This is a genomic window from Wolbachia endosymbiont (group A) of Acrocera orbiculus (assembly GCF_947250015.1).
Taxonomy (GTDB): domain Bacteria; phylum Pseudomonadota; class Alphaproteobacteria; order Rickettsiales; family Anaplasmataceae; genus Wolbachia; species Wolbachia pipientis.
Genome location: NZ_OX366272.1, coordinates 188,791 through 211,098, shown reverse-complemented (window position 1 = coordinate 211,098; position 22,308 = coordinate 188,791). Strand labels below are relative to the sequence as shown.

The window sequence follows — 22,308 nt, the reverse complement described above, 5'->3', positions numbered from 1 at the left end:
ATTCTTTCTTTATATACTACGTATTCCTTGGTTTGTGGACAACCTCTTACCAACTTAATAAAATTCCTGGATCCCAGTGGGCTTTGTTGCATCGCTAGCTATGATGGATTAAAGATAAAAAAGATAGGGAATATCAGTAGCTTATTATTCTGGTATTTATAACAAGAACGGTCAGTGAATACCTAAATTTGAGTAAAAGAAATTTCACTACCACTCACTAATCTGGCTAAAATTCAAGAATTTCAATGCTTTAGCTATTTTCAATAGAATTAAATTTATTAATATAAATAACAAATTACTATTCTTAAATTTGATCAGATTGATTGCAAAAAAACAAGATTTTCAATAGGTTGCTTATAATCCTAACTATAGTTAGCCTTTCATAAGTAGCGATGCAACAAAGCCATCCCAGTGTCAAGCACTGGGATGACAAGAAGAGGGTACTTGGATAAGAGGCATTGCCCTCCTGGTAGGCCCAAATTGCAATGTCCGTACAGTTATGGATTCATTCGCGGTATAGATTCCGCTAATGAGTAGCGGAATGACGAATTTGTTGTTTTTCAAATTGTAGGTAAACCTAAGCCACTTTAGCTATATATAATAGAATTTCGCTTTCTACTATCTTTCCAGTTGTTTTATACATAATTCTCGAATTTTGAAAATTTGCTCCATATCTAATTTCTCACTTGTATAAAATTTGTTTTCTTACTTCGAGACCTAATCTACCACAACTTTTATATGGCGTTTCTTTCCTGCAGATAATTTTATAAATGGCTGATCTTTAAAGCTTTCGAAATTTATTACATGATCAATATTGTTTACAACATTATCATTAATCTTGCATCCGTTGCCCTGTATTAAACGCTTTGCAGCGCCTTTTGAAGGTTCAAAACCGGTGTCATGTAGTAGGTCTACTAAGGATATGCCGCTTGCAACTTGTTCTTTTTTTATGATGTAATCAGGAAGTAGTGAGCTATCTTCATTCTCAAAAGCAGAAATTGCAGCAAATTGTGCAAGTTCCGCTTCTTTGTCACCATGACATATTTTTGTCACTTCTGTTGCCAAGACCTTTTTTGCTTCATTTATTTCTTGATCCTTTAAAGACTCTAATTTTCTAATCTCATCAATTGGCACATCAGTGAGCAATCTTAAAAAACGTCCAACATCTTGATCATCAACGTTGCGAAAATATTGCCAGTAGTCGTAAGGCTTTAGCATATTATCATCAAGCCACACTGCTCCACTTTCAGTTTTGCCCATTTTTTTTCCTTGTGCATTTAATAAAAGAGGCATGGTAAGGCCAAATAGCTCAGGTAAATTCAACTTTTTTCCAAGTTCAATTCCGTTTACTATATTTCCCCACTGGTCTGACCCTCCAATCTGCAGACGACAATCATATTTTTTGTTTAATTCAATAAAGTCGTAAGCTTGCAATAGCATGTAATTAAATTCCAGAAAGCTTAAGGTTTGCTCTCTATCCAGCCTGGTTTTCACACTATCAAAACTTAGCATACGATTTACAGAAAAATAAGCTCCTATATCACGCAAAAAATCTATGTATTTTATGTTATCCAACCAATCTGCGTTATTTACTATCATTGCACCAGTCTTGCTGTCATTAAAAGACACCATTTTCTCTAATATTCTCCTTATACTGGATGTATTTTGATTGATGTTCTCTACAGGCAAGATGCTTCTTGCTTTATCTTTGAAGGATGGGTCACCAATTTTTGTTGTGCCACCTCCAAGTAAGACTATCGGCTTATAACCAAATTTTTGTAGGTGACAGAGCATCATAATCTGAATTAGGTGACCAGCATGAAGACTTGGTGCTGTGCAATCAAACCCAATGTATGCAACTATATAATTGCTCTGCAATAATAATTGATCTAGTCCTTCAATGTTTGTGCATTGGTATAGGTACCCTCTTTCTTGGATGAAATTTAAAAATTCAGATGCGTGTTTCATTTTATAAACCCCAGTCTGTCCTGTCATTAATGCCGAAGGTAACCCTAATAGAGAAGCCAGTGCCCAGACACTGGAACTTAATTATAAACAAGCACACTATACAACGTTTTCGATGAAATTGCATGAAAAACTGGATTCCAGTGTCAGCTACTTTCATGACACCACTACCTGTGCAGGAGTTGCCTTCAAAATTACAACGTTTGTGCAATTGTGTACCAGCTATCTGGATAATCAATTCCATAACTCTTCTATTTTATAATACTCCCTTACTTCCGGCCTGAATATGTGAACCATTATGCCTTGAAAATTCAAAACCACCCAATTGCCTTCATCCATACCTTCTACATCTATTTTATCATGTGGCTTGAGGCTTTTTATTACGTGCTCAGCTAAAGCTTTAACGTGACGGCTTGAATCACCAGATGCAATAATCATATATTTTGCAATAACGGTTTTATTCTGCACATCAAAAATTACTATATCATGACCTTTATTTTGATCTATTATCTCTTCAATTGTACTTCTTATCGATTTCATATCGCTAAGCATTGTTTACAGGTTATATGATTCATTTATAATTATATACTCAAAATTTCTAAATATGAACTATTTTCAACGCAACTACTTGTTAAAGGTATTACCTGCATCTATTTTATCATCATGTTTTTAGCATGTACAATGTATATACTTTTTATATAATTGAAAATAGCTTTTTACTAGTATTCATTATGGGCAAGACTCTCATCTACTTAATCGGCTTTCCAGGCAGTGGTAAGTTTACTACTGCAAAGGAACTGTGTAAAATCATTGGTGCAGTAATAGTAAGCAATAATCTATTCAATAATATTATATTTGATATTGTTAAATTACAAAACGCTGAAGTTCCAGATGACCTATGGGAAAAAATTTTTGCAGTTAGGGAAAATGTATTAGCAATACTGGAAAAACACTACGTAAAATCAAAACATTATATATTTACAAATGAATTGATAGAGGGTGATCCCTATGACCAAAGATTATATAACTCAGTGGTAAATTTAAGTAAAAAAATGGACATGGAAATTTTTTCTGTAGTATTACATTGTAATAATGAAAAACTAGTAAGACGTGTCCAATCAGAAGAGAGATATCAGGAAAATAAAATTACTGATCCGGATTTTGCTATAAAGAAAATTGAAGGGAAAAGGCTATTTATACCTGAGGGTTCGCTTGAAATTGATAACTCGAACTTGAGTGCAAAGGAAGTTGCAAAGAAAATTGTTGAAGAGATGAAGAAAGAAAAAAATGGAAAATTAATTAAAACTTCTGTAACAAATCATTTAAAAACAGAGCGTACTCGTGGTTGAGCAGAAAGATAAGTACCGTCCTTGTGTTGGCATAATGCTATTTAACAGACAAGGACATGCCTTTATTGGAAAACGCTTTGATAGCGATTCTTACTGGCAGATGCCACAAGGAGGTGTTGATGATGGTGAGGAACTGGAACAAGCAGCGTTACGTGAGTTGCTAGAGGAGGTTGGTACTAATAAAGTAAAGGTTATAACTAAAAGCAAGGATTGGATATACTACAACTTGCCTGAAGAAGTTATACCAATATGCTGGAATGGAAAATATTCTGGTCAAAAGCAAAGGTGGTTCTTAATGAAGTTTTGCGGAGAGGATGAGGACATTGATATTAATTATACTGGTCATCCAGAGTTCAAAGAGTGGCGTTGGCAAGGTATAGATAGTTTAGTAGCCAGTGCTATATCATTTAAAAAAGAAGTTTATAAAACAGTGATAGAAGAGTTTTCTTCTATAATAAAAGCCTCAACAATAAGCTCATGATAGTAGATTCTCATTGCCACTTGATTTATTTTTCTGACGATGAAATACCAAAAGTAATTTCAAGGGCAGAGCAAAATGGTGTAAAGGTTTTGCATAACATATGCGTAAGCATTGACGATGTTCCTAAGTTATTAAAAATTTCTTCATCCTATGATCAGGTCTACTCCTCCGTTGGTATACATCCGCTTGATGTTGCTATAGAAAACGGTGAGTGTATACATGTTGATGAATTAGTTGAATTTACCAAGAACCAAAAGGTAATTAGTATCGGTGAAACCGGGTTAGATTTTTATAAATCTGACAACAAAGACAATCAGAAAAAAAGTTTTGCATTACATATAGAAGCGTCAAGAATAACTGGACTACCTTTAGTTATTCACACAAGAAGCGCTGATAATGAGATGATCGATATGTTAAGGTCAGAAATGAAAGCCGGTGCTTTTAGTGGAGTAATGCACTGCTTTGCTTCCTCTAAAGAACTTGCTTATCAATCTATAGATTTGGGGTTATATATTTCATTTTCTGGAATTATTACTTTTAAAAATGCGAGCTTACTCAGAGAAATTGCACAAAATGTACCACGCGAGCGTGTTTTAGTCGAAACTGATGCACCATATCTATCACCTGAGCCTTATAGGGGAAAAAAGAATGAACCAGCAATGGTGAAATACGTTGTTGATTGTTTGGCAGAGTTGTGGAATGAGTCACCAGAACAAGTAGCGAAGGTAACCACAAGCAACTTTTTTAGGCTGTTTGAGCTATAAAGAAGCTCTATAAAACCATTAATTTGCTTATGAACCTAAAGATTTCACCAGCTCTCTCACCGAGTTTACAGACTTATTAAACATTTCTTGTTCACTATCATTCATTTTAACTTCTAGGATCTTTTCAATTCCGTTTTTTCCAATAATTACAGGAACACCAATAAACAAATCTTCTACACCATATTCACCATTAAGGTAAGCAGCACATGGTAATATGCGCCTCTTATCTTTTAAATATGATTCTAACATGCATATAGCTGAAGATGCAGGAGCGTAGTATGCAGATCCAGACTTAAGCAGATCAACTATTTCTTTACCGCCATTGCGAGTGCGTTCAACTATTTCATCGACTTTTTTCTGTGTGATAAGACCCATATCGATAATTTGAGTAAGTGGAATTCCAGCAACTGAAGCACAATTGATTAGTGGTACCATAGTGTCGCCATGTCCTCCAAGAACAAAAGCAGATATATCTTCAACTGAGATATTTAACTCACTTGCAAGAAAGTAACGAAAACGGGAAGAATCAAGCACTCCTGCCATGCCAACAATCATATTAGTTGGAAGGTTTGAAAATTTATGCACCACTGAAACCATGGCATCCAAAGGGTTGGTAACCACTATTACAAACGCGTTTGGAGAATATTTTTTAATATTTTCGCCAACCTCCTTCATTACTTTAGCATTGGTTTGCAGGAGGTCATCCCTGCTCATTCCAGGTTTTCTAGCGATGCCAGCGGTTATTATAATTGCATCGGAGTTTTTTATATCTTCATACCTATTTGTGCCAGTAATATTGACATTAAATCCATCAATAGGGGATGATTCTGCTATGTCGAGTGCTTTACCTTGTGGTATTCCATCACTAATATCAAGTAAAACAACATCACCGAGTTCCCTTAGTGCAATCATATGGGTGAGAGTTCCACCGATATTTCCTGCACCGATTAAAGATATTTTTTTTCTTTGTACTGTCATTTTCTACTCCTTTGTATTTACTTTTATGGTTTTACCTTCCCAAGGCGATAAGCTATCAAACATACGAAAATCTTGCGGTAAATCTATAGGATTATACACAACCTTTTTTGTCTCTATATCATATCTTACTTCCTCATAACCAGTGAGAGGGAAATCTTTTAACATTGGATGACCTTTGAATCCATAGTCTGTTAGAATCCTACGCAAATCAGGGTGATCAGAAAACTCTATTCCATACATATCAAACACTTCACGCTCAAACCACAAAGCCGTACTAAATATCTTCGCTACACTTGGAGGCATGTCGCTTTCACATAACTGAAGCTTTATGTGTACTCTAATATTATGCACAATGCTGAGCAGATTGTATATTAGCTCGAAGCGCTTCTCTCTATTTGGATAGTCAACCCCAAAAATATCAACTAATAGTTCAAACCTACACTTTTCATCATCACGTAGAAAGAATAGGTGCTTTTCAATTTCATCTAAAGTTGAATATATTACAATAATGCCATCATCTTTTTGAATGCACTCGCATTTGGTCTTTTTTTGTATATACTTTGCAGTTTTATCCATTCCGAGTCCGTTTTATTTTGTTTTGTAGGCATAGCATTCCATATAGCAACGCCTCAGCGGTTGGTGGGCATCCAGGGACATACACGTCAACTGGCACAATTCTATCACAGCCTCGGACTACTGAATAAGAGTAATGGTAATAACCACCACCATTTGCACAACTTCCCATGGAAATAACATACTTCGGGTCTGCCATTTGATCATAAACCTTGCGCAATGCTGCTGCCATTTTATTAGTTAGTGTGCCAGCAACAATCATCACATCTGATTGACGTGGGCTTGCACGAAACATTATACCATATCTATCAAGATCATAACGGCTGGATGCAGTATGCATCATCTCAACTGCGCAACATGCAAGACCAAATGTCATTGGCCACAATGAACCAGACCTTGCCCAATTCATTACATAATCTGTTAAATCACCAAATTTAGTGACAAGAAACCCTTCTTTTTTATAACGACCCCAGTCATCATTAGATAGAATTTGATTTGTCATAAACTACTCCCACTCTAATGCACCTTTACACCATTCATAGATAAAACCTATAGTGAGTATTGCAAGAAATACCATCATAGACCAAAATCCACCATAGCTTATCTTAGATAAAGAAACAGCCCAAGGAAAAAGAAAAGCAATTTCTAAGTCAAATATTATAAATAATATTGAAACTAGATAAAATTTAATGTCAAAATTTTTTCTTGCACTGGATAGTGGATTGAAGCCACACTCATATGTGGAAAGCTTTTCACCATCTGGCTTACTCACTGCAAGAAACATAGGCAATATACCTAAAGCAAAAGATACTACAATTGATACGCAGATAAAGATTACTATGGTTAAATATTCGCTCATTTAACAAAACATATAACACTATGAGTTTACATGCTTTCCTAACTTTTTACCACCTAAAATATGCACGTGAAAGTGTGGTACAACCTGCTCTCCATTTTCACCGTAGTTAGTGACTAATCTATATCCTGTTTTTTCTAGATTATATTTGTGTGCTATCTCTCTTACAGTTTTGAAGAAATCCGCTATTTCCTCTTCAGGAGCTTTTAGAATGAAATCATCATATGAAATATATTGATTTTTTGGTATAACTAAAATATGAACTGGTGCGTCAGGGTACTTATCATGAAAAGCTAGTACATTTTCATTTTCATGTACCTTCTCACAAGGTAACTCACCTCTTAATATTTGAGCAAAGATGTTATCGCTATCATAAACTTCATTGCTCATATTTTAAGAGCGACCTTTCCCTCTTTCTTCGTTTTTCTCTACATTAGGTGTAGATAGTGGTTTTATCGCTTCACCAGAAGCATCTTCAAGATTTAAAGAGCTTACAAGTTCCCTTACTTTTACCATGTCCTGCTGTTCTTTCAAAAAGGGTTCTATTCCACTTACCCTTTTTCCAGTAATAACTCCTGGTTGTAAGTGATACATATCCCCAGGAACAGTGAGACTATGATGTCTTTCCTCTATTTTTTTAGCTTCACTCATAATACTCCCCTATAACTTATTTTTACATTCCACAACTTTGCGACTTACCTGGCTTTATAGCTTCTTGCGCCCATTTTTTCTCACCTGAAGCTATAGTTACTGAAGGCTGACCAGCCTTTAGTAACCCTTCGCTATTTGTAAGTCCTGCAGGTTTCGTAGCTTCTGATGACTGCTTTTGATTATCATATTCCTTATACAATTTTTCTGCAATACCATACAGCAATTTTAAGTCTGTGTGAACTTTAAATTCTCCACCAGTAATTTTTGCTAGATCTTTAAGGTTACCGTCAACTTTTTGTTTAATTTCTTCAATAGCAAGCTTTTTTATCTCCTCTGGACTCTTTCCTTTATTTTTAGAGTCAGTTTTAATGTCTTCAATTATTTTTTTAACATCAACTTCAATTACAATTTTATTTTCTTCTCTATGTATAGTGATGTTTGAATACTCACTTTTTAGTGCTTTTATTTTATTCAATTGTTCATCATTCAAATAAGGTATATCTCCCGTCAGAGTTCTTGACACTAAAAAACTTACCTTTCCTATCCCTTTCTTTTGCTCTGTTATTTGTACACCAAGATCCTTACTAGCCTGTGTGGTTTCTATAGGTGGATCATATTCCCTTTCTTCTTCAGGTACATCTATACCAACAGCTTTCTTTAACGAAACTGTAGCATCATGTTTCATTTCACCCGTTGAAGCAAACGGCTTCTTTATAGGGTAAATAAGTGCTTTAGGCACAAGAGCAAACACCCGACCTGTAGCTTCTACACCTGTTTTAACTGCTCCGCCTATCTTAGCCCAAATAGATTCTGCCATACATACCTCCAAGGTAGTTTCTATAACTAAATACATTTTAATTATAGACGAAAAAATTTAAACTTCTATATCCATTATAAGATAGAATTATAGGGATTGCAACCATTATTTGCACATTGTCTAAAACATGTAGTATTTTCGCTACTTTTATTGTTCAATTTATTATAAAGAATACTCTAAATTATGTTTAAATGGAACACAAATAATATCATTGATGCAACTGGCGGAAGAGACGTAAATGGTTGTAATTGGATACATAGCTCAAATATTTCAACGGACACAAGAAGCATAAAAAAAGGTGATTTATTTATTGCCCTCAAGGGAAAGAATTTTGATGGCCATAATTTTTTGCATGAAGCGTTTTTAAAAGGGGCTGTCGCTGCAATAGTGAGTGAGGGTAAATATAAAAGTTTCCCTCTCATGATTGTACAAGATACCCTGAAAGCTTTGCACGATATGGCATCATACTACATTAGAAATGTTCTTATTGATGCTAAAGTTATTGCAGTTACAGGCAGTGTCGGGAAAACCACTACAAAGGATATGCTGCATACTGTTTTATCGCAATATGGAGTGTCCCATGCAAACGAAGGTAACTTAAATAATAATATAGGATTGCCTTTGACAATTCTGAAAGCTCCAAAAAACTGCCAGTACTTAATTCTTGAAATGGGAATGAATAAAGCTGGTGAAATAAAAGAATTATCAAAAATTAGTAATCCGAATATTGCAGTTATTACCAACATCGAACCTGCACATACTGAAAATTTTTCATCACTATTTGACGTTGCACAAGCGAAGTTAGAAATTCTGTATGGTATGAAAAATAACGGTACTTTGGTTTTAAGCAGAGATAATAAATATTATGATTATCTCTCATCACACGCCAATAGAAATGTAATAAGCTTCGGTAAAGATAAAAATGCTGAAGTTTGTTTACTAAACTTAATAAGAAACGATGAATCTTCTGTCATTTCAGCACTATCTTCTGTCATCCCAGTGCTTGACTACTTGGATCCAGGAAGTTCAATTGCAAATGAGCATATCAGACGGTTGTATAATAAAGACTGGATTCCAGCGTCACGCGCTGGAATGACATCAAACCGAGTTGCTAATAGATTAAGTTTAAAAATCAGGCTGAGTGATAATCAAATTATAAACTGTAATTTACATGTACAAGGTGAGCATTTTGCTTATTCGCTACTTGCTGTTGCAGCAGTTGTGCAAAGCCTCGGACTTGATTTATCAAAATTACCACTTGCACTTAAGAATTTTAGTGTAGCGAAAGGTAGAGGCAATATTCATAAGGTCAAATACAATAGAAAATATATACATTTAATTGATGACTCCTATAACGCCAGCCCTGCTTCGATGAAAACTGCAATAAAAACTTTGAGTACATATTCTAATCAGAGAAAAGTAGCTTTGCTTGGTGATATGTTGGAACTTGGTGATGAAAGCATAGAGTTTCATACAGATTTGGTTAAGATTATCACAGAAAATAATATAGATAAAGTTTATACAGTTGGTAAATTTATGTTAGAATTGCATGAGCTTTTGCCAGATAATATAAGAGGCACGCATTTTAATGATTCTAATCAATTGAAAAGTGATTTAGCTAACATTATTCAGAATAATGACGCAATTCTAGTTAAAGGCTCACGAGGAATGAAAATGGATCTTATTGTACGGGAATTCGTAATAAAATATTAAGCGAAATCATTGTATTAATTTACAGTAACAAATTATTAGGAACTTTAATTGTGACAAAACATGTAATTATTTTTGGTGGAACGGGGTTTATAGGGAAACACATCGTAAGACGCTTGGCAGCAGAAGGATATTTAATAAAGATATTCACTCGTAATCAGGAAAAAGCTGCTTGTTTAAAATTGTGTGGCAATTTAGGACAAATATCAGTATTTAAAGGCGATTTTTTTGATGAAAAATCAGTTCTGGATGGTATGGAAGAATGTGATGTAGCTATAAACTTAGTGGGAATATTATATGAAGCAAAAAAGCACGATTTTTACGCTGTTCACGTTAAAATAGCTGAAAGGATAGCAAAAGCTGCAAAAATGAAAAATGTACCTATGATGATACATTTTTCTGCTATGGGAATAGAAAATAGCAAGTTGTCAAAATATTCCAAAAGTAAATTGGAAGGTGAAAAAGCTGTAACTTCAGCATTTCAAAAAGCAATAATAATTAGGCCAAGCCTTGTATTTGGTAAAGAAGACAACTTCTTTAATAAATTTGCAAGATTAGCAACTATTCTTCCTTTCTTACCACTAATTGGCAATGGAACAACTAAATTTCAGCCAATATGTGTAACAGACTTAGCTGAAGTGGTATATCGTATTATCAGTTTTAATAAGCAAGACAAGAAAATTTATAACATGGGTGGACCAAAGGTTTACTCTTTCAAAAGCTTATTGAAGTTTATTCTGAATGTTACTAACAGAAAGTGTTTGTTGATCAATGTATCTTTTCCAATGGCAAAGTTAATAGCTTTCTTTTTAGAAAATAAAATTATTTCTATGCTGTTAAAACCAATAACCGGAGATACGAACCCTATGCTTACTCAAGATCAGGTGAAAGTTATGATGAATAGTTCAATCGAAAAGTCAGTTGACCTTGAAACAATGAAGGTTCGACCATTAGCAATTGAAAATGTGGTGCCAGAGTACTTGAAGATTTATAGAAAGTATTGATAAAAGAGTGTGCCCGGTGGGATTCGAACCTACGACCCACAGCTTAGAAGGCTGTTGCTCTATCCAGCTGAGCTACGGGCACACAACATATATAAAATGCTTCTTAGTACAAGTGAAGTCAAGTACTTCGTGTGAATATGATGTTTATCTTGCGACACCTTGTCATTGCAGTTGTGTGTCGCGCGCTGCCAAAATTGGATGCGAGAAGTCTATTTATTTTAGAAAATATTATATAGAAACTTACTTGACACCCTTCGCCAGCGCCCTTATCATGATAGTGAAGCTATTGTATTTGCTTTCGCCAATCTGCAGATTAAAAGGTAAGGATTACTTAATGTATCGGCGTCTTATGTTCAATTTTTTGCAGTATATAGATACTGTATGTCTTTACAAAACTTCATCTACATCTAGATTTTTATCTAAATAAGCTGAACGCGCTTATAAAGCGTTACAAGACATCAAAAAATGCCAATACTCGACAGAGATAGTAAAAGACTAGCTAACTCGGGGATTCTTTGTCTTTTTTTCTGCTTAGTAAATTTCTTAAACATTTGCAGCGTAGGTTAGTTGCAATTAAAAGCGGCTGAATCTCGCTTGTCAAGCGTTTAAAACATAAAAAACGCCAATATTTTAAAGCGGATAATAACCCCAGGGTTTCTTTTGCCTTTTTTTTCATTTGGTAAATTTCTTAATATTTATAGCTAAACAACAACCGTCATCCCGCTACGTGTTAGCGGGATCTATGTTAAGAGATACCGCGAATGAATCGCGGTATGACGGTTAAGTAGGGTGTCATTCCAGTGCTCCTTTTTTTGTCATCCCAGCGTCACGCGTTGGTTTCAACATTATATCATGAACTTTCTAAAATTCATTGAACTGTGCTTTCAAACGGTAGTGCCGGGGTGTGAGTATAACGATTATCAGTATATAAAAGTCATAGCAGACAGGCTGGAAGCAGCGAGCGCTGGTGAAGTGAAACGAATAATATTCAATATGCCTCCGCGCTCGATGAAGTCCATGTGCATAAGCGTTGCGTGGCCCGCATGGATACTGGGAAACCAACCAACTGCGAGAATAATAGTTGCAAGTTATTCTCAGCGGCTCAGCGAAAAGCACTCGCTCGACACCAGGTGCGTGATGCAGTCTAGTTGGTATAGAGCGCTATTTCCAGAGATAGAACTATCCAAAGACCAGAATACCAAATATAAATTTCAAACAGTGCAGAGAGGATACAGAATCGCAACATCAGTTGGTGGAACACTAACTGGTGAAGGTGGTGATTTTATCATTGTGGACGATCCGCTCAGTTCTGCTCAAGCTTTGAGTGAAACGCTTAGAAAGCGTGCCACAAACTGGTTTGATCAGACTTTAGTAACCAGGCTGAACGATAGAAAAAAAGGAGTCATCGTTCTTGTAATGCACAGGCTACACCAGGAGGACTTAACTGGACACCTTCTCTCCAAGCCAAAAAACATATGGCATCATATTTGTTTGCCAATGATTTCTGAAAATAAGCAGGTTATTTATTCAATCAAAAAGCCAATACCTCCCGTTCCTATCATCCGAGTAGCTCAGCACTGTGCGACCAGGCGATTATATAATAAACCAGCGTCACCTGTAAGGATATTATATTCAAGAGAAGAAGGTCAGTTGTTATATCCCCTCGATGGAGGAAAAGAAGAAGTTGAGATAATAAAAGCTGAACTTGGGAGTTACGCTTTTGCTGCTCAATATCAACAAAACCCTCTGCCGCTTTCAAGTGGTATAATTAAACCAGAGTGGTTGAAACGCTATAAAAAATTTCCTGATAATCTCTCGCATATAACACAAAGTTGGGATACTGCGGTTTCAACAAGTAACATGAGCAACTTTAGTGTCTGCACCACCTGGGCAAAAATAGATAATAAATTCTATTTACTCGACGTATATCGCGCAAAGCTTGAGTATCCAAAGCTTAAAGAACAGGTTTTGTCACTAGCTGCAAGATGGACGCCACACGCAATTTTAATCGAAGCAAAAACAAGTGGTCAACAATTGGTGCAAGAGCTAAAGACAAACAGTGATTTACCGATTATTGAAATAGTGCCACATGATGGTAAGCTCACTCGATTTCATCAAATTGTTCCGATTATAGAGTCTGGCAAGGTTTTTCTGCCACATCAAGCAGTATGGCTGAACGATTTTGAGTATGAGATTTTAATGTTTCCTGAAACTCGACACGATGATCAAGTAGATAGTACCGTGCAATATCTCCAGTGGGTGAGAAACAGTACCTCCAGGGTTGCAGCTATACGAGCATTGTGATTTGAGAGCAATTTCCACAAGGGAGGATGTCATCCCAGCGCTCCTTTTTTTGTCATGCAAGTAGCTGACACTGGAATCTAGCTTCTCGTTGCTGCTGCGATCATATACTATTGTAATGAGCCTTCAAAGTCACTTAAAAATAGCAACGTCCAAGGGTTTTCTGAAAAGGTCCCACAACCCGGTTCGTAAAATTCACAAGAACCATTAAAATATTTTTTTACTTTTCATTGTATATTTCTCAACATATTATCTTTAAGTACTAAAATAATTAACAATATGGCATTATTAATAGTTGAATCACCTGCGAAAGCAAAGACAATAGGTAAATATTTGAGTAAAGAGTTCAAAGTAGCTGCATCCTTTGGACATGTGAGAGATCTTCCAGCAAAAAACGGTTCTGTCGATCCGGATAATGATTTTGCTATAAAGTATGAAACCATTGAAAAAGCAGAAAAGTATATAAAAGAGTTAGTAAAAGCCGCAAGCAAAACATCAGATATATATCTTGCAACAGACCCAGACAGAGAAGGGGAAGCAATGGCTTGGCATGTGATAGAGACATTAAAAGAAAAGAAAGCAATCAGTAATGAAAACAACATTTATAGAGTAGTCTTTAATGAGATAACAAAAAGAGCAGTACAAGAAGCAATAAAAAATCCACGTGAAATTAATATGGATTTAGTGCGTGCACAACAAGCACGTAGAGCTTTGGATTATCTAGTTGGATTTAGTTTGTCACCACTGCTGTGGACAAAATTGTCGGGAAGCAAGTCTGCAGGGCGAGTGCAGTCTGTTGCATTAAAGATTATATGCGAACGAGAAGATGAAATTAGTAAATTTATAACACAGGAGTATTGGAGCATAAAAGCAGAAATGCAAAATAGCAAAGATGAGGCTTTTTTTGCTATGCTAAGCCACTATGACAATAAAAAGCTAGAAAAATTTGATATTAAGAATGAAGAAGAAGCAAAGAACTTAGTCAGGGAGATTGAGTCAAGGCAATATGCTGTAAGCACAGTAGAATGCAAGCAAGTTAAGAGAAACCCGCTTCCTCCGTTTATTACTTCAAGTCTTCAGCAAGATGCAGTAAATAAGCTGTATTTTAACGTGAAAAATGTTATGCGAGTAGCGCAAAATTTATACGAAGGTATCGATATTGGTGGTGAAACTGTAGGGTTGATAACTTACATGCGTACAGATGGGTTTCATATTGCAGATGAGGCTATAAACTCAATTAGAGGATCAATTAAGTCATTATATGGTGATAAATATTTACCGCAGTCTCCTCGTAAATATGTAAAAAAGGTCAAAAATGCTCAAGAAGCACATGAAGCAATTCGTCCAACTGATATCAATAGAACGCCGGGTAGTATTAAGGATTACTTAACGCCAGAGCAATTTAAATTGTATGATTTAATCTGGAAAAGGACCATTGCAAGTCAAATGGAGTCGGCGATCCTTGATCAAGTGGTAGTTGAAATTAGTTCTACTGATCAAAAAGTAGTTCTGCGAGCAAGTGGGTCGAGTATATTCTTTGATGGTTTTTATAGAGTCTACCAAGATAACATAGAAGCCGAAAATGAAGGCCTGCTACCTGCCATGAAGGAAGGGGAAGCGTGTAAGCTGATTTCAGTTGAGCCAAAACAACATTTCACTCAACCGCCACCTCGTTATAGTGAAGCAAGTATCGTAAAAAAAATGGAAGAAATCGGTATAGGTCGACCATCAACTTATGCAACAATTATTTCGGTATTACAAGATCGTGAGTACGTTTCATTGGATAGCAAAAGGTTTATTCCAAGCAGCCGCGGTAAAATCGTTACTATATTTTTAGAAACTTTTTTTCAGCGTTGTGTAGAGTATGATTTCACAGCACAAATGGAAGAGAAGCTTGATTTAATTTCAAATGGACATGCAGATTGGAAAAAAGAATTAGGCCACTTTTGGGTGCCATTTTTTGGTCATGTAAACTCTGTCAAGCAAATGACGCATGATGAAGTTTTCAGCGGAATTCACGATTTGGTAATCGATTGGTTTTGTTCAGAAGAAGGAAAAAAAGAGGTGAATACGAAATGTCCTGATTGCTTAGGTGGCATATTGAAATTGAACTTTGGAAAAGCCGGGGTGTTCCTTGGATGTTCTAACTATCCTGAATGCAACCATACAAAAGAAATTACAGGTAGTAACGACAATTCAGAATATCCAAAAAGTTTAGGTATAGATGATATAACAGGACAAGAGGTAGTAATTAAAAAAGGTCCTTTTGGGCTTTACCTGCAGTTTAATAATGAGTCAGAAAAGAAAAAGGCGGTTTCTATACCAAAAGATATAAATGTTAATGATATTGATCTGAGCACCGCTACTCAGTTACTTTCCTTGCCAAAAGTAATCGGAGAACACCCTGAAACCGGAAAGGAAGTAAAAATAGGCCTTGGACGATTTGGATACTATATTTTCTATGATGGTAAATACTTTTCTCTTAAGAAAAGCTCCAAAGAGGTGCTGAATACAGAATTGAGCGAAACCGTACAAATTATTGCAAACAGTCCACGCAAAGAGTTAAAATCTCTCGGGCTTAATGAAAAAGGAAAAGAAGTTTTTATCTGCAACGGTAGGTACGGATTCTATATAAAATGCGGTAAAACAAACGTTGCTTTAGGCAAGAGTGCAGATATTGAGAGTATAGATCTGGAGAAGGCTTTAGAGTTGATTAAGGGTAAGAAGTAGACTTCTTGCATAACCATTATCTACGTTAAAAATCAGCTTTTTTGTCATTCCAGCGTGTGACGCTGGAATCTAGAAAAAAAGAACCTGGATGCCAGTGTCTGGGCACTGGCATGACACCCTTTCTGGTAGAGGTTGCTCTCAAATCACAACGTGCATACAACTGCAGCAGTATGATGTTTTATTTATTATAGCTATAACACTGAAGTTTACAATCAGAACAAACCACTTGGCCACGTGGAACTGATTTCAGTTTATCAGTTGAAACTTGATTTGAGCAGAATATGCATTTTATTGTGTTGCTTGGAGTAAGTGAGTTATCAACAGCAATTCTATCATCAAAAACAAAACATTCTCCTTTCCAATTACCATTTTTATTATAAGTTTTTTCAAGGTAAGAAAGAATGCCGCCTTTAAGATGGTAAACATCACTAAATCCAAGGCTTTTCATATATGCTGTAGATTTTTCGCATCTAATCCCACCAGTGCAGTACATAGCCACTTTCAGGTCTTTACTCTCAGAAAATGACTCTGTCCACTGAGGAAACTCACGGAAACATTGTGTGTGTGGATTAATTGCATTCTTAAACTTGCCTAATTTCACTTCATACTCGTTTCGTGTATCTATTACTAAAACGTCAGGTTGAGAAGTAAAATCATCCCAATGCTCTGGATCAACATATTTACCCTTAAGGGAAATATCAAGATTGCTTACACCAAGATTCACAATCTCTCTTTTTAATTTTACCTTCATCTTGCTAAATGGTTGATATTCTGCTGCACTCTCTTTCCATGTAAGGTCCCTTAGCCTATAATCAGAACGTAGAAAATCGAATATTTTATCAATTGCGTTTCTTTCACCAGATATTGTTGCATTAACACCCTCTTCTGCAAGGAGTATAGTACCCTTTAATTCAATGTTGTCGCATGCAGCTTTTATTTCTTCTTTCATGTCATAATAATTAGAAAGTTCTACAAAATGATAGAAAGTTGCAATGACGAAGCTCATGATTATTCACTTATCAACTAAAAACATGATATACAAAATTATAAAGATATTCAATAGTACGGCTGTTATAGCTAAAGTGGCTCTACAATTTGAAAAACCGTCATTCCGCTACTCGTTAGCGGAATCTATACCGCGAATGAATCCATAGCTGTACGAACATTGTGATTTGAGAGCAATTTCCACAAGGGAGGATGTCATCCCAGTGCTTGACACTGGGATCCAGCTTTTTTGTAATTTTATTGAAAATGTTGTATAGTCGTTTGTTTACAATCAATTTTTCTGGATCCAAGTAGTCTGGGCACTGCCTTTGTGTTTGAGGCAAAACCTGCTATAACATTTAACATACTGCTTTCACAAACGAATGTTTGTACAGTTGTGGGCGGTATGACGTAGGGAAACCTTTCTTGGGTTAGCTATAATTACTGGATATCTTCAGTTTTTACATATAACATTTTAATATAAAATATAGATTCAAATTAATGTTTTTAAGAGTATTTAAAAATATATTCTTATTTTTAGTAAGCATATTATTCGTCTGCCCAATATTATCATTAATATCAATCTTATTTACAGATACAGCAAATTCCGGATGGGTAATCAGCACACTTTTCCCTGAATATATACTGAATACGTTAATTTTGATGATAGGAGTGGGGGGAATATCCTTTATATTTGGAGTAATTCCAGCTTGGCTTACCACATTTTTTTCATTTCCTGGAAGTAAAATTTTTGAGATTGCTTTGTTCTTTCCAATATCGATTCCTGGATATATAGTAGCGTTCGTCTATGTAAATACACTAGAGTTTTCAGGTCCGGTGCAGAGCTCATTAAGAGACATTTTAGAGTGGAGCAAAGGTGACTATTGGTTTCCTGAAATAAAATCCCTAGGTGGTGGAATATTAGTAATGGGATTCAGCCTATATCCATACGTTTATATGTTAGTCCGCTCAAGTCTAAAGAATGTTAGTAACTCAGTCACTATTGCGTCAACACTTGGGTTCTCCTCATTGAAGAGCCTGTTTTCTGTCATCATACCCTCCATACGCCCATCAATTATAGCTGGGTTGTCTTTGGTACTAATGGAAGTAATTACAGATTTCGGCACACCACAGTTTCTTGCTATTGATACTTTTACGACAGGAATATATCGCACCTGGTTTTTACTGCATGACAAATATTCAACTACTGTTTTAGCAGTTGCAGAGTTGATTTTCGTTGCAACACTAATAGCTATCGAAAAAAAACTACAAAAAAAAGGAATATCCTACTCTTCAATCAATACCAATTCAGATTATCACAACAAACGGAGTATAAGTGGCGCTATACCGTTGATCTTTGCTTATCTTATGTGTGTATTGCCGATATTAATAGGTTTTATTTTGCCAATGATTCCGCTCATATATTGGAGCATAGAGAAGGGGTTTTTCATATACGAAGCAAGATTCTATAACATAATAGCAAATAGCATTAGTTTATCATTTATCACCGCATTAATCTCAATTAGCATTGCAATAATGATTGGATATACGGCGCGTAAAAATAAGGTAATCAACAATATAGCGCGTCTCATTTCTTTAGGCTACGCAATTCCAAATGCAATTATCGCAATTAGTATAATAATATTTTTAAGCAGAATATCCTCTTTCATTACTCAATATGTTGTGGAAATTAGCTTAGTAGGAACTATTGGCGCATTAGTTTACTCATATTTATTCCGTTTTTTTGCTATATCTTTCAAGGCGGTAGAGTCAGGGCTCAAAAAAACACCAAATGAAATTGAGTGGACTGCATATACCATGGGTCACGGACCTATTTCCACATGTTTGAATGTTCATATCCCTCTCATCAAGAAGAGTATATTATCGGGATTTTTGCTCGTATTTATGGATACTATCAAAGAGCTCACAGCAACACTCATTATAAGACCATTTAATTTTGAAACTATATCAACTAGAATATATGAACTTGTAAGCGATGAGCGCTATAGAGAAGCTGCCCCATTTTCGTTAATAATAGTTATAATAGGCTTAATCTCTACAATAACCTTATTTACACTTGATGATAAGGATAAAAAATAAACGTAACTGTTCACAGATTTCCACTTAATTCTTCAATCTCACTAATAGAAAGGCCAGTAAACTTAACAATAGTGTTGACATCAACATTATTAGCCAGCATTGCTTTTGCGACTTCAATTTTCCCTTCAATTTTCCCTTTCTCTATACCTTTTTGTATACCTTTCTCTTCAGCAAGATCAAGTCTGTATTCAAGAATAGCTTCTTCTTTGCGTAGATCCATTATCCTTTCTTCATAAGCTACTAAATCTTTTTCATTCCAGCTAAACCTGTCTAATTCATCGTAGGCTAACTTTATTATTGGTGCTTTTTCTGCTATCTCTTTTAAGTCCTCTTCTGTTGTTTCTTCTGCGTATTTAAAAAAGAAACACCACCTTTCTACTATACTTTCTAACTGCTCTACTTTATTTTTTGCGAATTTAGGCAACTCAATAAAGACAAACTGAAAATCTTTTAAGTAATGGCCGTTAGTTTTTATATCACGTATATTGTGAGTAGAAATATAATCAACTTCTTCAGGAAGTAAGTTACAATTTGATATAGCAATAAAGAAGACTTTCTTTAAATCAATGTAGTTGCCAGATTTATCTAATTGTCTTGAGTAGGCTTTAGCGGCATATAATTGAGCGCGTTTTTCGAAGCCCTTGTCTCTAGCGAGCTGCATTTCTGCTATATATCTATTTCCGTGAGAATCCTTGCAGAGAACATCAACAATACTTTGTTTATCAGAGGCAACTTCGGGATCCATAATAGTGCTAAGAAACTCAACTTCTTGTATTGCATTTATCTCAGTAAACCCTAAAATATCGTTCAAAAAGTGGATCAGGATATTCTTATTTTTTTCCGTTCCAAAGATTTTTTTGAAACACAAATCATTGCGAGGATCGAGAAATTTTGAAAGAGCCATGGCAAAAATGCTTGAAAATATTAATAATTATACACTATTATTAACAATTATTCAACCATATTTTTGAAGATAGCTAGTTTCTGTATTTATTTTAAATTGAAGAAAGCTCAAATGAAAGATCGTGCTTTGCTAAAAATCACAGAATGCAGTCTGGTTACAAATAAACTATTTTGACAGTTAATGGGGTCTAGTTTTGATGTATGGACTATCCAAAGAAAAGGGTGGTATCATAACTTCAAAAACTTTTATGCTTTCTTCATTCAGAAATTCATACTTACCCTGCATTATTCCTGACGGTACATTTAAGTATGTTCCACTTGTGTATTTAAATACCTCTCCAGATTTTATCACAGGCTGTTCTCCGATAACACCAACTCCGGCAATTTCATTTACTTTGCCCTTATAATCTATTATTTGCCAATGACGACTTAACAATTGAATAGTTGATTGGCTTTTGTTTTTTATCTTAACGTTATACATCCATACATAGCAATTTTCATAAGGAATGGATTGCTCTTCAATGTAAATTGGTAAAACTGTAACTTCAACAAAGTTGGTAGTCAATGTGTATTCTAGAATCATTATAGAATATTCATGATAAAAAGATAATATTCTAATTATATGCTTTTTTCATAGATTTTTCAAGTATACTTTAATTAGGAAATATCAATTTATAGTATGAATGAACCAGATGCACTGAGCAAAAAAGTAATAGGAATAATAGGTGGTGGACAATTAGGTAAAATGACTGCTATCGCTGCAACAAAACTTGGACAAAAAACACATGTTTTTGCCAGTGCTAAAGACGATCCGGCTTGCTCTGTTGCTGATGATTTCACAATAGCAGATTTCTCTAATAAGAAAGCTCTTGAATCTTTTGCACAGAGTGTGGATTTAGTTACTATTGAGTCTGAAAATATTCCATGTAGTGCAATTGATATCGATGTAAATTTTTATCCGGGTAAAAAAGCGTTACACATTTCGCAGAACAGACTGAGAGAAAAGGATTTTATTAAAAACTTGGGTATAAAAACTGCTAACTATAAGAGTATACAAAATTATAATGAGCTACTGAAAAGCAGTAGAGCTTTTGGCTATCCAATAAGGCTGAAAACAACAGAAATGGGTTACGATGGAAAAGGACAATATGTGCTTGAGAATGATTCTGAAGTGAAGCAATTTGCTTCCTTTGATTGGAATACAGAGTACATTCTTGAAGCAAGTGTTGATTTACTGAAAGAGGTTTCAATAGTCGTTGCAAGAGATAAAAACTGTAAAGTAGCTTTTTTTCCTATAGCAGAAAATTACCACGTTGATGGAATACTTGATACTTCAACAGTGCCAGCTAAAATAGATAGCAAATTAACTCAAGAGGTACAACGAGCTGCAAAGAAAATAGCAAATGCGCTTGATGTAATAGGAATTCTGGCTATTGAATTTTTTGTTACTAAAGATAACGAATTGTTAGTTAATGAACTAGCTCCCAGACCTCACAATTCTTGCCACTGGAGCTTGGATGCATGTAACGTTAGTCAATTTGAACAGCTAGTTAGGATAATATGCGGGCTACCTATGCAGGAAGTAGTATTATGCTTTCCTTGTATGACGAAAAATATAATAGGTAATGATACATATGATTCTCATAAGTATTTGAGCAACGAAAAAGCTAGTTTAACCATATATGGGAAAAAAGAGGTTAGGGATAAGCGTAAAATGGGACATGTCAATATAGATTTAAGTTAACAGTTTTTCTACGTCATACCGCCACAACTGTACGAACATTGTGATATGATGAGATGTTACATAGTAAACGGTGTCATTCTAGCACCTCTTTTCCCGTCATCCCGCTGCTTGTTAGCGGGATCTCATTTCACTTTGTGAAGGTGTCATCCGAGTAGCCTGACTACTTGGATCCAGGAATTTTATTAAGTTGGTAAGCATAAAAGTGGCTGATCTTATGTTAAAACACAACGTTCTTGATGAGATTACAGCAAGGCTGGGTTCCAGCGTCAGCTACTTGAATGACAGCAGTCCTACGTCATGCCGCCGCGGTATCTCTAGATCCCGCTAACAAGTAGCGGGATGACGATTGTCGTTTAGCCATAAATATTAAGAAATTTACCAAATAAAAAAAAAGGCAA

General features: G+C 35.4%; 22 protein-coding genes and 1 tRNA gene. 10 read left to right on the top strand and 13 right to left on the bottom strand.

Annotated elements, in window-relative coordinates; translation table 11 throughout:
- Positions 1-717: 717 nt before the first annotated feature.
- Positions 718-1,968 (bottom strand): tyrosine--tRNA ligase, encoded by a 1,251-nt coding sequence (gene tyrS, locus OOL03_RS01095; RefSeq protein ID WP_007548582.1) that lies wholly within the window; start codon positions 1,966-1,968, stop codon positions 718-720.
- Between the two features lie 231 nt (positions 1,969-2,199).
- Positions 2,200-2,517: a ribosome silencing factor gene (gene rsfS, locus OOL03_RS01090; protein ID WP_264707441.1), complete on the bottom strand. Its 318-nt coding sequence runs from the start codon at positions 2,515-2,517 to the stop codon at positions 2,200-2,202.
- Between the two features lie 179 nt (positions 2,518-2,696).
- On the opposite strand from rsfS, the gene OOL03_RS01085 reads away from it, so the two are divergent.
- The 3 genes from OOL03_RS01085 to OOL03_RS01075 are packed head-to-tail and all read left to right on the top strand — an operon-like array spanning position 2,697 to position 4,559.
- Entirely contained in the window at positions 2,697-3,314 is a 618-nt protein-coding gene (locus OOL03_RS01085; RefSeq protein ID WP_022626414.1) for an AAA family ATPase, read from the top strand.
- A 34-nt stretch (positions 3,315-3,348) separates the two neighbouring features.
- Positions 3,349-3,795 (top strand): RNA pyrophosphohydrolase, encoded by a 447-nt coding sequence (locus tag OOL03_RS01080; protein WP_007548581.1) that lies wholly within the window; start codon positions 3,349-3,351, stop codon positions 3,793-3,795.
- Positions 3,792-4,559 (top strand): TatD family hydrolase, encoded by a 768-nt coding sequence (locus OOL03_RS01075; protein WP_182320547.1) that lies wholly within the window; start codon positions 3,792-3,794, stop codon positions 4,557-4,559. Before OOL03_RS01080 ends, OOL03_RS01075 begins: the two co-directional genes overlap by 4 nt.
- Before the next feature lie 27 nt (positions 4,560-4,586).
- Here OOL03_RS01075 and mdh read toward each other — a convergent pair whose 3' ends face one another.
- From mdh to OOL03_RS01040, 7 genes are read right to left on the bottom strand one after another with little or no spacing between them, the layout of a single operon-like run.
- Complete coding sequence (gene mdh / locus OOL03_RS01070; RefSeq protein ID WP_253303333.1) at positions 4,587-5,537, bottom strand: malate dehydrogenase; 951 nt, start codon at positions 5,535-5,537, stop codon at positions 4,587-4,589.
- 3 nt (positions 5,538-5,540) lie between these two features.
- Positions 5,541-6,113 carry an NADH-quinone oxidoreductase subunit C gene (locus OOL03_RS01065; protein WP_007548576.1) on the bottom strand — a complete coding sequence of 191 codons (573 nt, stop codon included), beginning with the start codon at positions 6,111-6,113 and terminating at the stop codon, positions 5,541-5,543.
- Positions 6,106-6,612: a NuoB/complex I 20 kDa subunit family protein gene (locus OOL03_RS01060; protein WP_006279574.1), complete on the bottom strand. Its 507-nt coding sequence runs from the start codon at positions 6,610-6,612 to the stop codon at positions 6,106-6,108. The genes OOL03_RS01065 and OOL03_RS01060 overlap by 8 nt, the downstream gene beginning before the upstream one ends.
- Positions 6,613-6,615: 3 nt before the next feature.
- Positions 6,616-6,969: an NADH-quinone oxidoreductase subunit A gene (locus OOL03_RS01055; RefSeq protein WP_006279576.1), complete on the bottom strand. Its 354-nt coding sequence runs from the start codon at positions 6,967-6,969 to the stop codon at positions 6,616-6,618.
- Positions 6,970-6,987: 18 nt separating this feature from the next.
- Positions 6,988-7,356: an HIT domain-containing protein gene (locus OOL03_RS01050; protein WP_015589394.1), complete on the bottom strand. Its 369-nt coding sequence runs from the start codon at positions 7,354-7,356 to the stop codon at positions 6,988-6,990.
- Between the two features lie 3 nt (positions 7,357-7,359).
- Positions 7,360-7,617 carry a hypothetical protein gene (locus tag OOL03_RS01045; protein WP_006279579.1) on the bottom strand — a complete coding sequence of 86 codons (258 nt, stop codon included), beginning with the start codon at positions 7,615-7,617 and terminating at the stop codon, positions 7,360-7,362.
- Between the two features lie 22 nt (positions 7,618-7,639).
- Complete coding sequence (locus tag OOL03_RS01040; RefSeq protein WP_264705228.1) at positions 7,640-8,434, bottom strand: hypothetical protein; 795 nt, start codon at positions 8,432-8,434, stop codon at positions 7,640-7,642.
- Between the two features lie 183 nt (positions 8,435-8,617).
- Between OOL03_RS01040 and OOL03_RS01035 the strand changes: the two genes are divergently transcribed.
- Entirely contained in the window at positions 8,618-10,147 is a 1,530-nt protein-coding gene (locus tag OOL03_RS01035; RefSeq protein ID WP_264707440.1) for a UDP-N-acetylmuramoyl-tripeptide--D-alanyl-D-alanine ligase, read from the top strand.
- A 50-nt stretch (positions 10,148-10,197) separates the two neighbouring features.
- Positions 10,198-11,148 (top strand): complex I NDUFA9 subunit family protein, encoded by a 951-nt coding sequence (locus OOL03_RS01030; RefSeq protein WP_264707439.1) that lies wholly within the window; start codon positions 10,198-10,200, stop codon positions 11,146-11,148.
- An 8-nt stretch (positions 11,149-11,156) separates the two neighbouring features.
- On the opposite strand, the gene OOL03_RS01025 is transcribed toward OOL03_RS01030, so the two are convergent.
- Positions 11,157-11,230: transfer RNA gene (locus OOL03_RS01025), tRNA-Arg, on the bottom strand.
- A gap of 770 nt (positions 11,231-12,000) precedes the next feature.
- On the opposite strand from OOL03_RS01025, the gene terL reads away from it, so the two are divergent.
- The 3 genes from terL (at position 12,001) to topA (ending at position 16,179) form a co-directional block, all read left to right on the top strand.
- Entirely contained in the window at positions 12,001-13,452 is a 1,452-nt protein-coding gene (gene terL, locus OOL03_RS01020) for a phage terminase large subunit (RefSeq protein ID WP_264707438.1), read from the top strand.
- A 99-nt stretch (positions 13,453-13,551) separates the two neighbouring features.
- Entirely contained in the window at positions 13,552-13,641 is a 90-nt protein-coding gene (locus OOL03_RS07115; RefSeq protein WP_419198969.1) for a hypothetical protein, read from the top strand.
- 87 nt (positions 13,642-13,728) lie between these two features.
- Positions 13,729-16,179, top strand: coding sequence for a type I DNA topoisomerase (gene topA, locus OOL03_RS01015; protein ID WP_264707437.1), 2,451 nt, complete (start codon positions 13,729-13,731; stop codon positions 16,177-16,179).
- Between the two features lie 178 nt (positions 16,180-16,357).
- On the opposite strand, the gene trhO is transcribed toward topA, so the two are convergent.
- A complete protein-coding gene (gene trhO / locus OOL03_RS01010; RefSeq protein ID WP_264707436.1) occupies positions 16,358-17,185 on the bottom strand; it encodes an oxygen-dependent tRNA uridine(34) hydroxylase TrhO in 828 nt (275 codons plus the stop codon).
- Positions 17,186-17,664: 479 nt separating this feature from the next.
- On the opposite strand from trhO, the gene OOL03_RS01005 reads away from it, so the two are divergent.
- Positions 17,665-19,263, top strand: a complete 1,599-nt coding sequence (locus OOL03_RS01005; RefSeq protein WP_264705318.1) for an ABC transporter permease — start codon at positions 17,665-17,667, stop codon at positions 19,261-19,263.
- 10 nt (positions 19,264-19,273) lie between these two features.
- Here the strand turns inward: OOL03_RS01005 and OOL03_RS01000 are convergent, their stop codons facing one another.
- Complete coding sequence (locus OOL03_RS01000; protein ID WP_264707435.1) at positions 19,274-20,167, bottom strand: Rpn family recombination-promoting nuclease/putative transposase; 894 nt, start codon at positions 20,165-20,167, stop codon at positions 19,274-19,276.
- Positions 20,168-20,344: 177 nt separating this feature from the next.
- The gene (apaG, locus tag OOL03_RS00995) at positions 20,345-20,746 is read right to left on the bottom strand and encodes a Co2+/Mg2+ efflux protein ApaG (protein ID WP_179951370.1); all 402 of its coding nucleotides are present in this window, start codon (positions 20,744-20,746) and stop codon (positions 20,345-20,347) included.
- A 99-nt stretch (positions 20,747-20,845) separates the two neighbouring features.
- Here apaG and OOL03_RS00990 point away from each other — a divergent pair, with 99 nt between their 5' ends.
- Complete coding sequence (locus OOL03_RS00990) at positions 20,846-21,910, top strand: 5-(carboxyamino)imidazole ribonucleotide synthase (RefSeq protein ID WP_264707434.1); 1,065 nt, start codon at positions 20,846-20,848, stop codon at positions 21,908-21,910.
- The last annotated feature ends 398 nt before the right edge of the window (positions 21,911-22,308 follow it).

Excerpts from the sequence above, each read along its gene's own strand:
- tyrS (WP_007548582.1), bottom strand. The coding sequence starts at position 1,968 with ATGAAACACGCATCTGAATTTTTAAATTTCATCCAAGAAAGAGGGTAC.
- rsfS (WP_264707441.1), bottom strand. The coding sequence starts at position 2,517 with ATGCTTAGCGATATGAAATCGATAAGAAGTACAATTGAAGAGATAATA.
- OOL03_RS01085 (WP_022626414.1), top strand. The coding sequence starts at position 2,697 with ATGGGCAAGACTCTCATCTACTTAATCGGCTTTCCAGGCAGTGGTAAG.
- OOL03_RS01080 (WP_007548581.1), top strand. The coding sequence starts at position 3,349 with ATGCTATTTAACAGACAAGGACATGCCTTTATTGGAAAACGCTTTGAT.
- OOL03_RS01075 (WP_182320547.1), top strand. The coding sequence starts at position 3,792 with ATGATAGTAGATTCTCATTGCCACTTGATTTATTTTTCTGACGATGAA.
- mdh (WP_253303333.1), bottom strand. The coding sequence starts at position 5,537 with ATGACAGTACAAAGAAAAAAAATATCTTTAATCGGTGCAGGAAATATC.
- OOL03_RS01065 (WP_007548576.1), bottom strand. The coding sequence starts at position 6,113 with ATGGATAAAACTGCAAAGTATATACAAAAAAAGACCAAATGCGAGTGC.
- OOL03_RS01060 (WP_006279574.1), bottom strand. The coding sequence starts at position 6,612 with ATGACAAATCAAATTCTATCTAATGATGACTGGGGTCGTTATAAAAAA.
- OOL03_RS01055 (WP_006279576.1), bottom strand. The coding sequence starts at position 6,969 with ATGAGCGAATATTTAACCATAGTAATCTTTATCTGCGTATCAATTGTA.
- OOL03_RS01050 (WP_015589394.1), bottom strand. The coding sequence starts at position 7,356 with ATGAGCAATGAAGTTTATGATAGCGATAACATCTTTGCTCAAATATTA.
- OOL03_RS01045 (WP_006279579.1), bottom strand. The coding sequence starts at position 7,617 with ATGAGTGAAGCTAAAAAAATAGAGGAAAGACATCATAGTCTCACTGTT.
- OOL03_RS01040 (WP_264705228.1), bottom strand. The coding sequence starts at position 8,434 with ATGGCAGAATCTATTTGGGCTAAGATAGGCGGAGCAGTTAAAACAGGT.
- OOL03_RS01035 (WP_264707440.1), top strand. The coding sequence starts at position 8,618 with ATGTTTAAATGGAACACAAATAATATCATTGATGCAACTGGCGGAAGA.
- terL (WP_264707438.1), top strand. The coding sequence starts at position 12,001 with ATGAACTTTCTAAAATTCATTGAACTGTGCTTTCAAACGGTAGTGCCG.
- topA (WP_264707437.1), top strand. The coding sequence starts at position 13,729 with ATGGCATTATTAATAGTTGAATCACCTGCGAAAGCAAAGACAATAGGT.
- trhO (WP_264707436.1), bottom strand. The coding sequence starts at position 17,185 with ATGAGCTTCGTCATTGCAACTTTCTATCATTTTGTAGAACTTTCTAAT.
- OOL03_RS01005 (WP_264705318.1), top strand. The coding sequence starts at position 17,665 with ATGTTTTTAAGAGTATTTAAAAATATATTCTTATTTTTAGTAAGCATA.
- OOL03_RS01000 (WP_264707435.1), bottom strand. The coding sequence starts at position 20,167 with ATGGCTCTTTCAAAATTTCTCGATCCTCGCAATGATTTGTGTTTCAAA.
- OOL03_RS00990 (WP_264707434.1), top strand. The coding sequence starts at position 20,846 with ATGAATGAACCAGATGCACTGAGCAAAAAAGTAATAGGAATAATAGGT.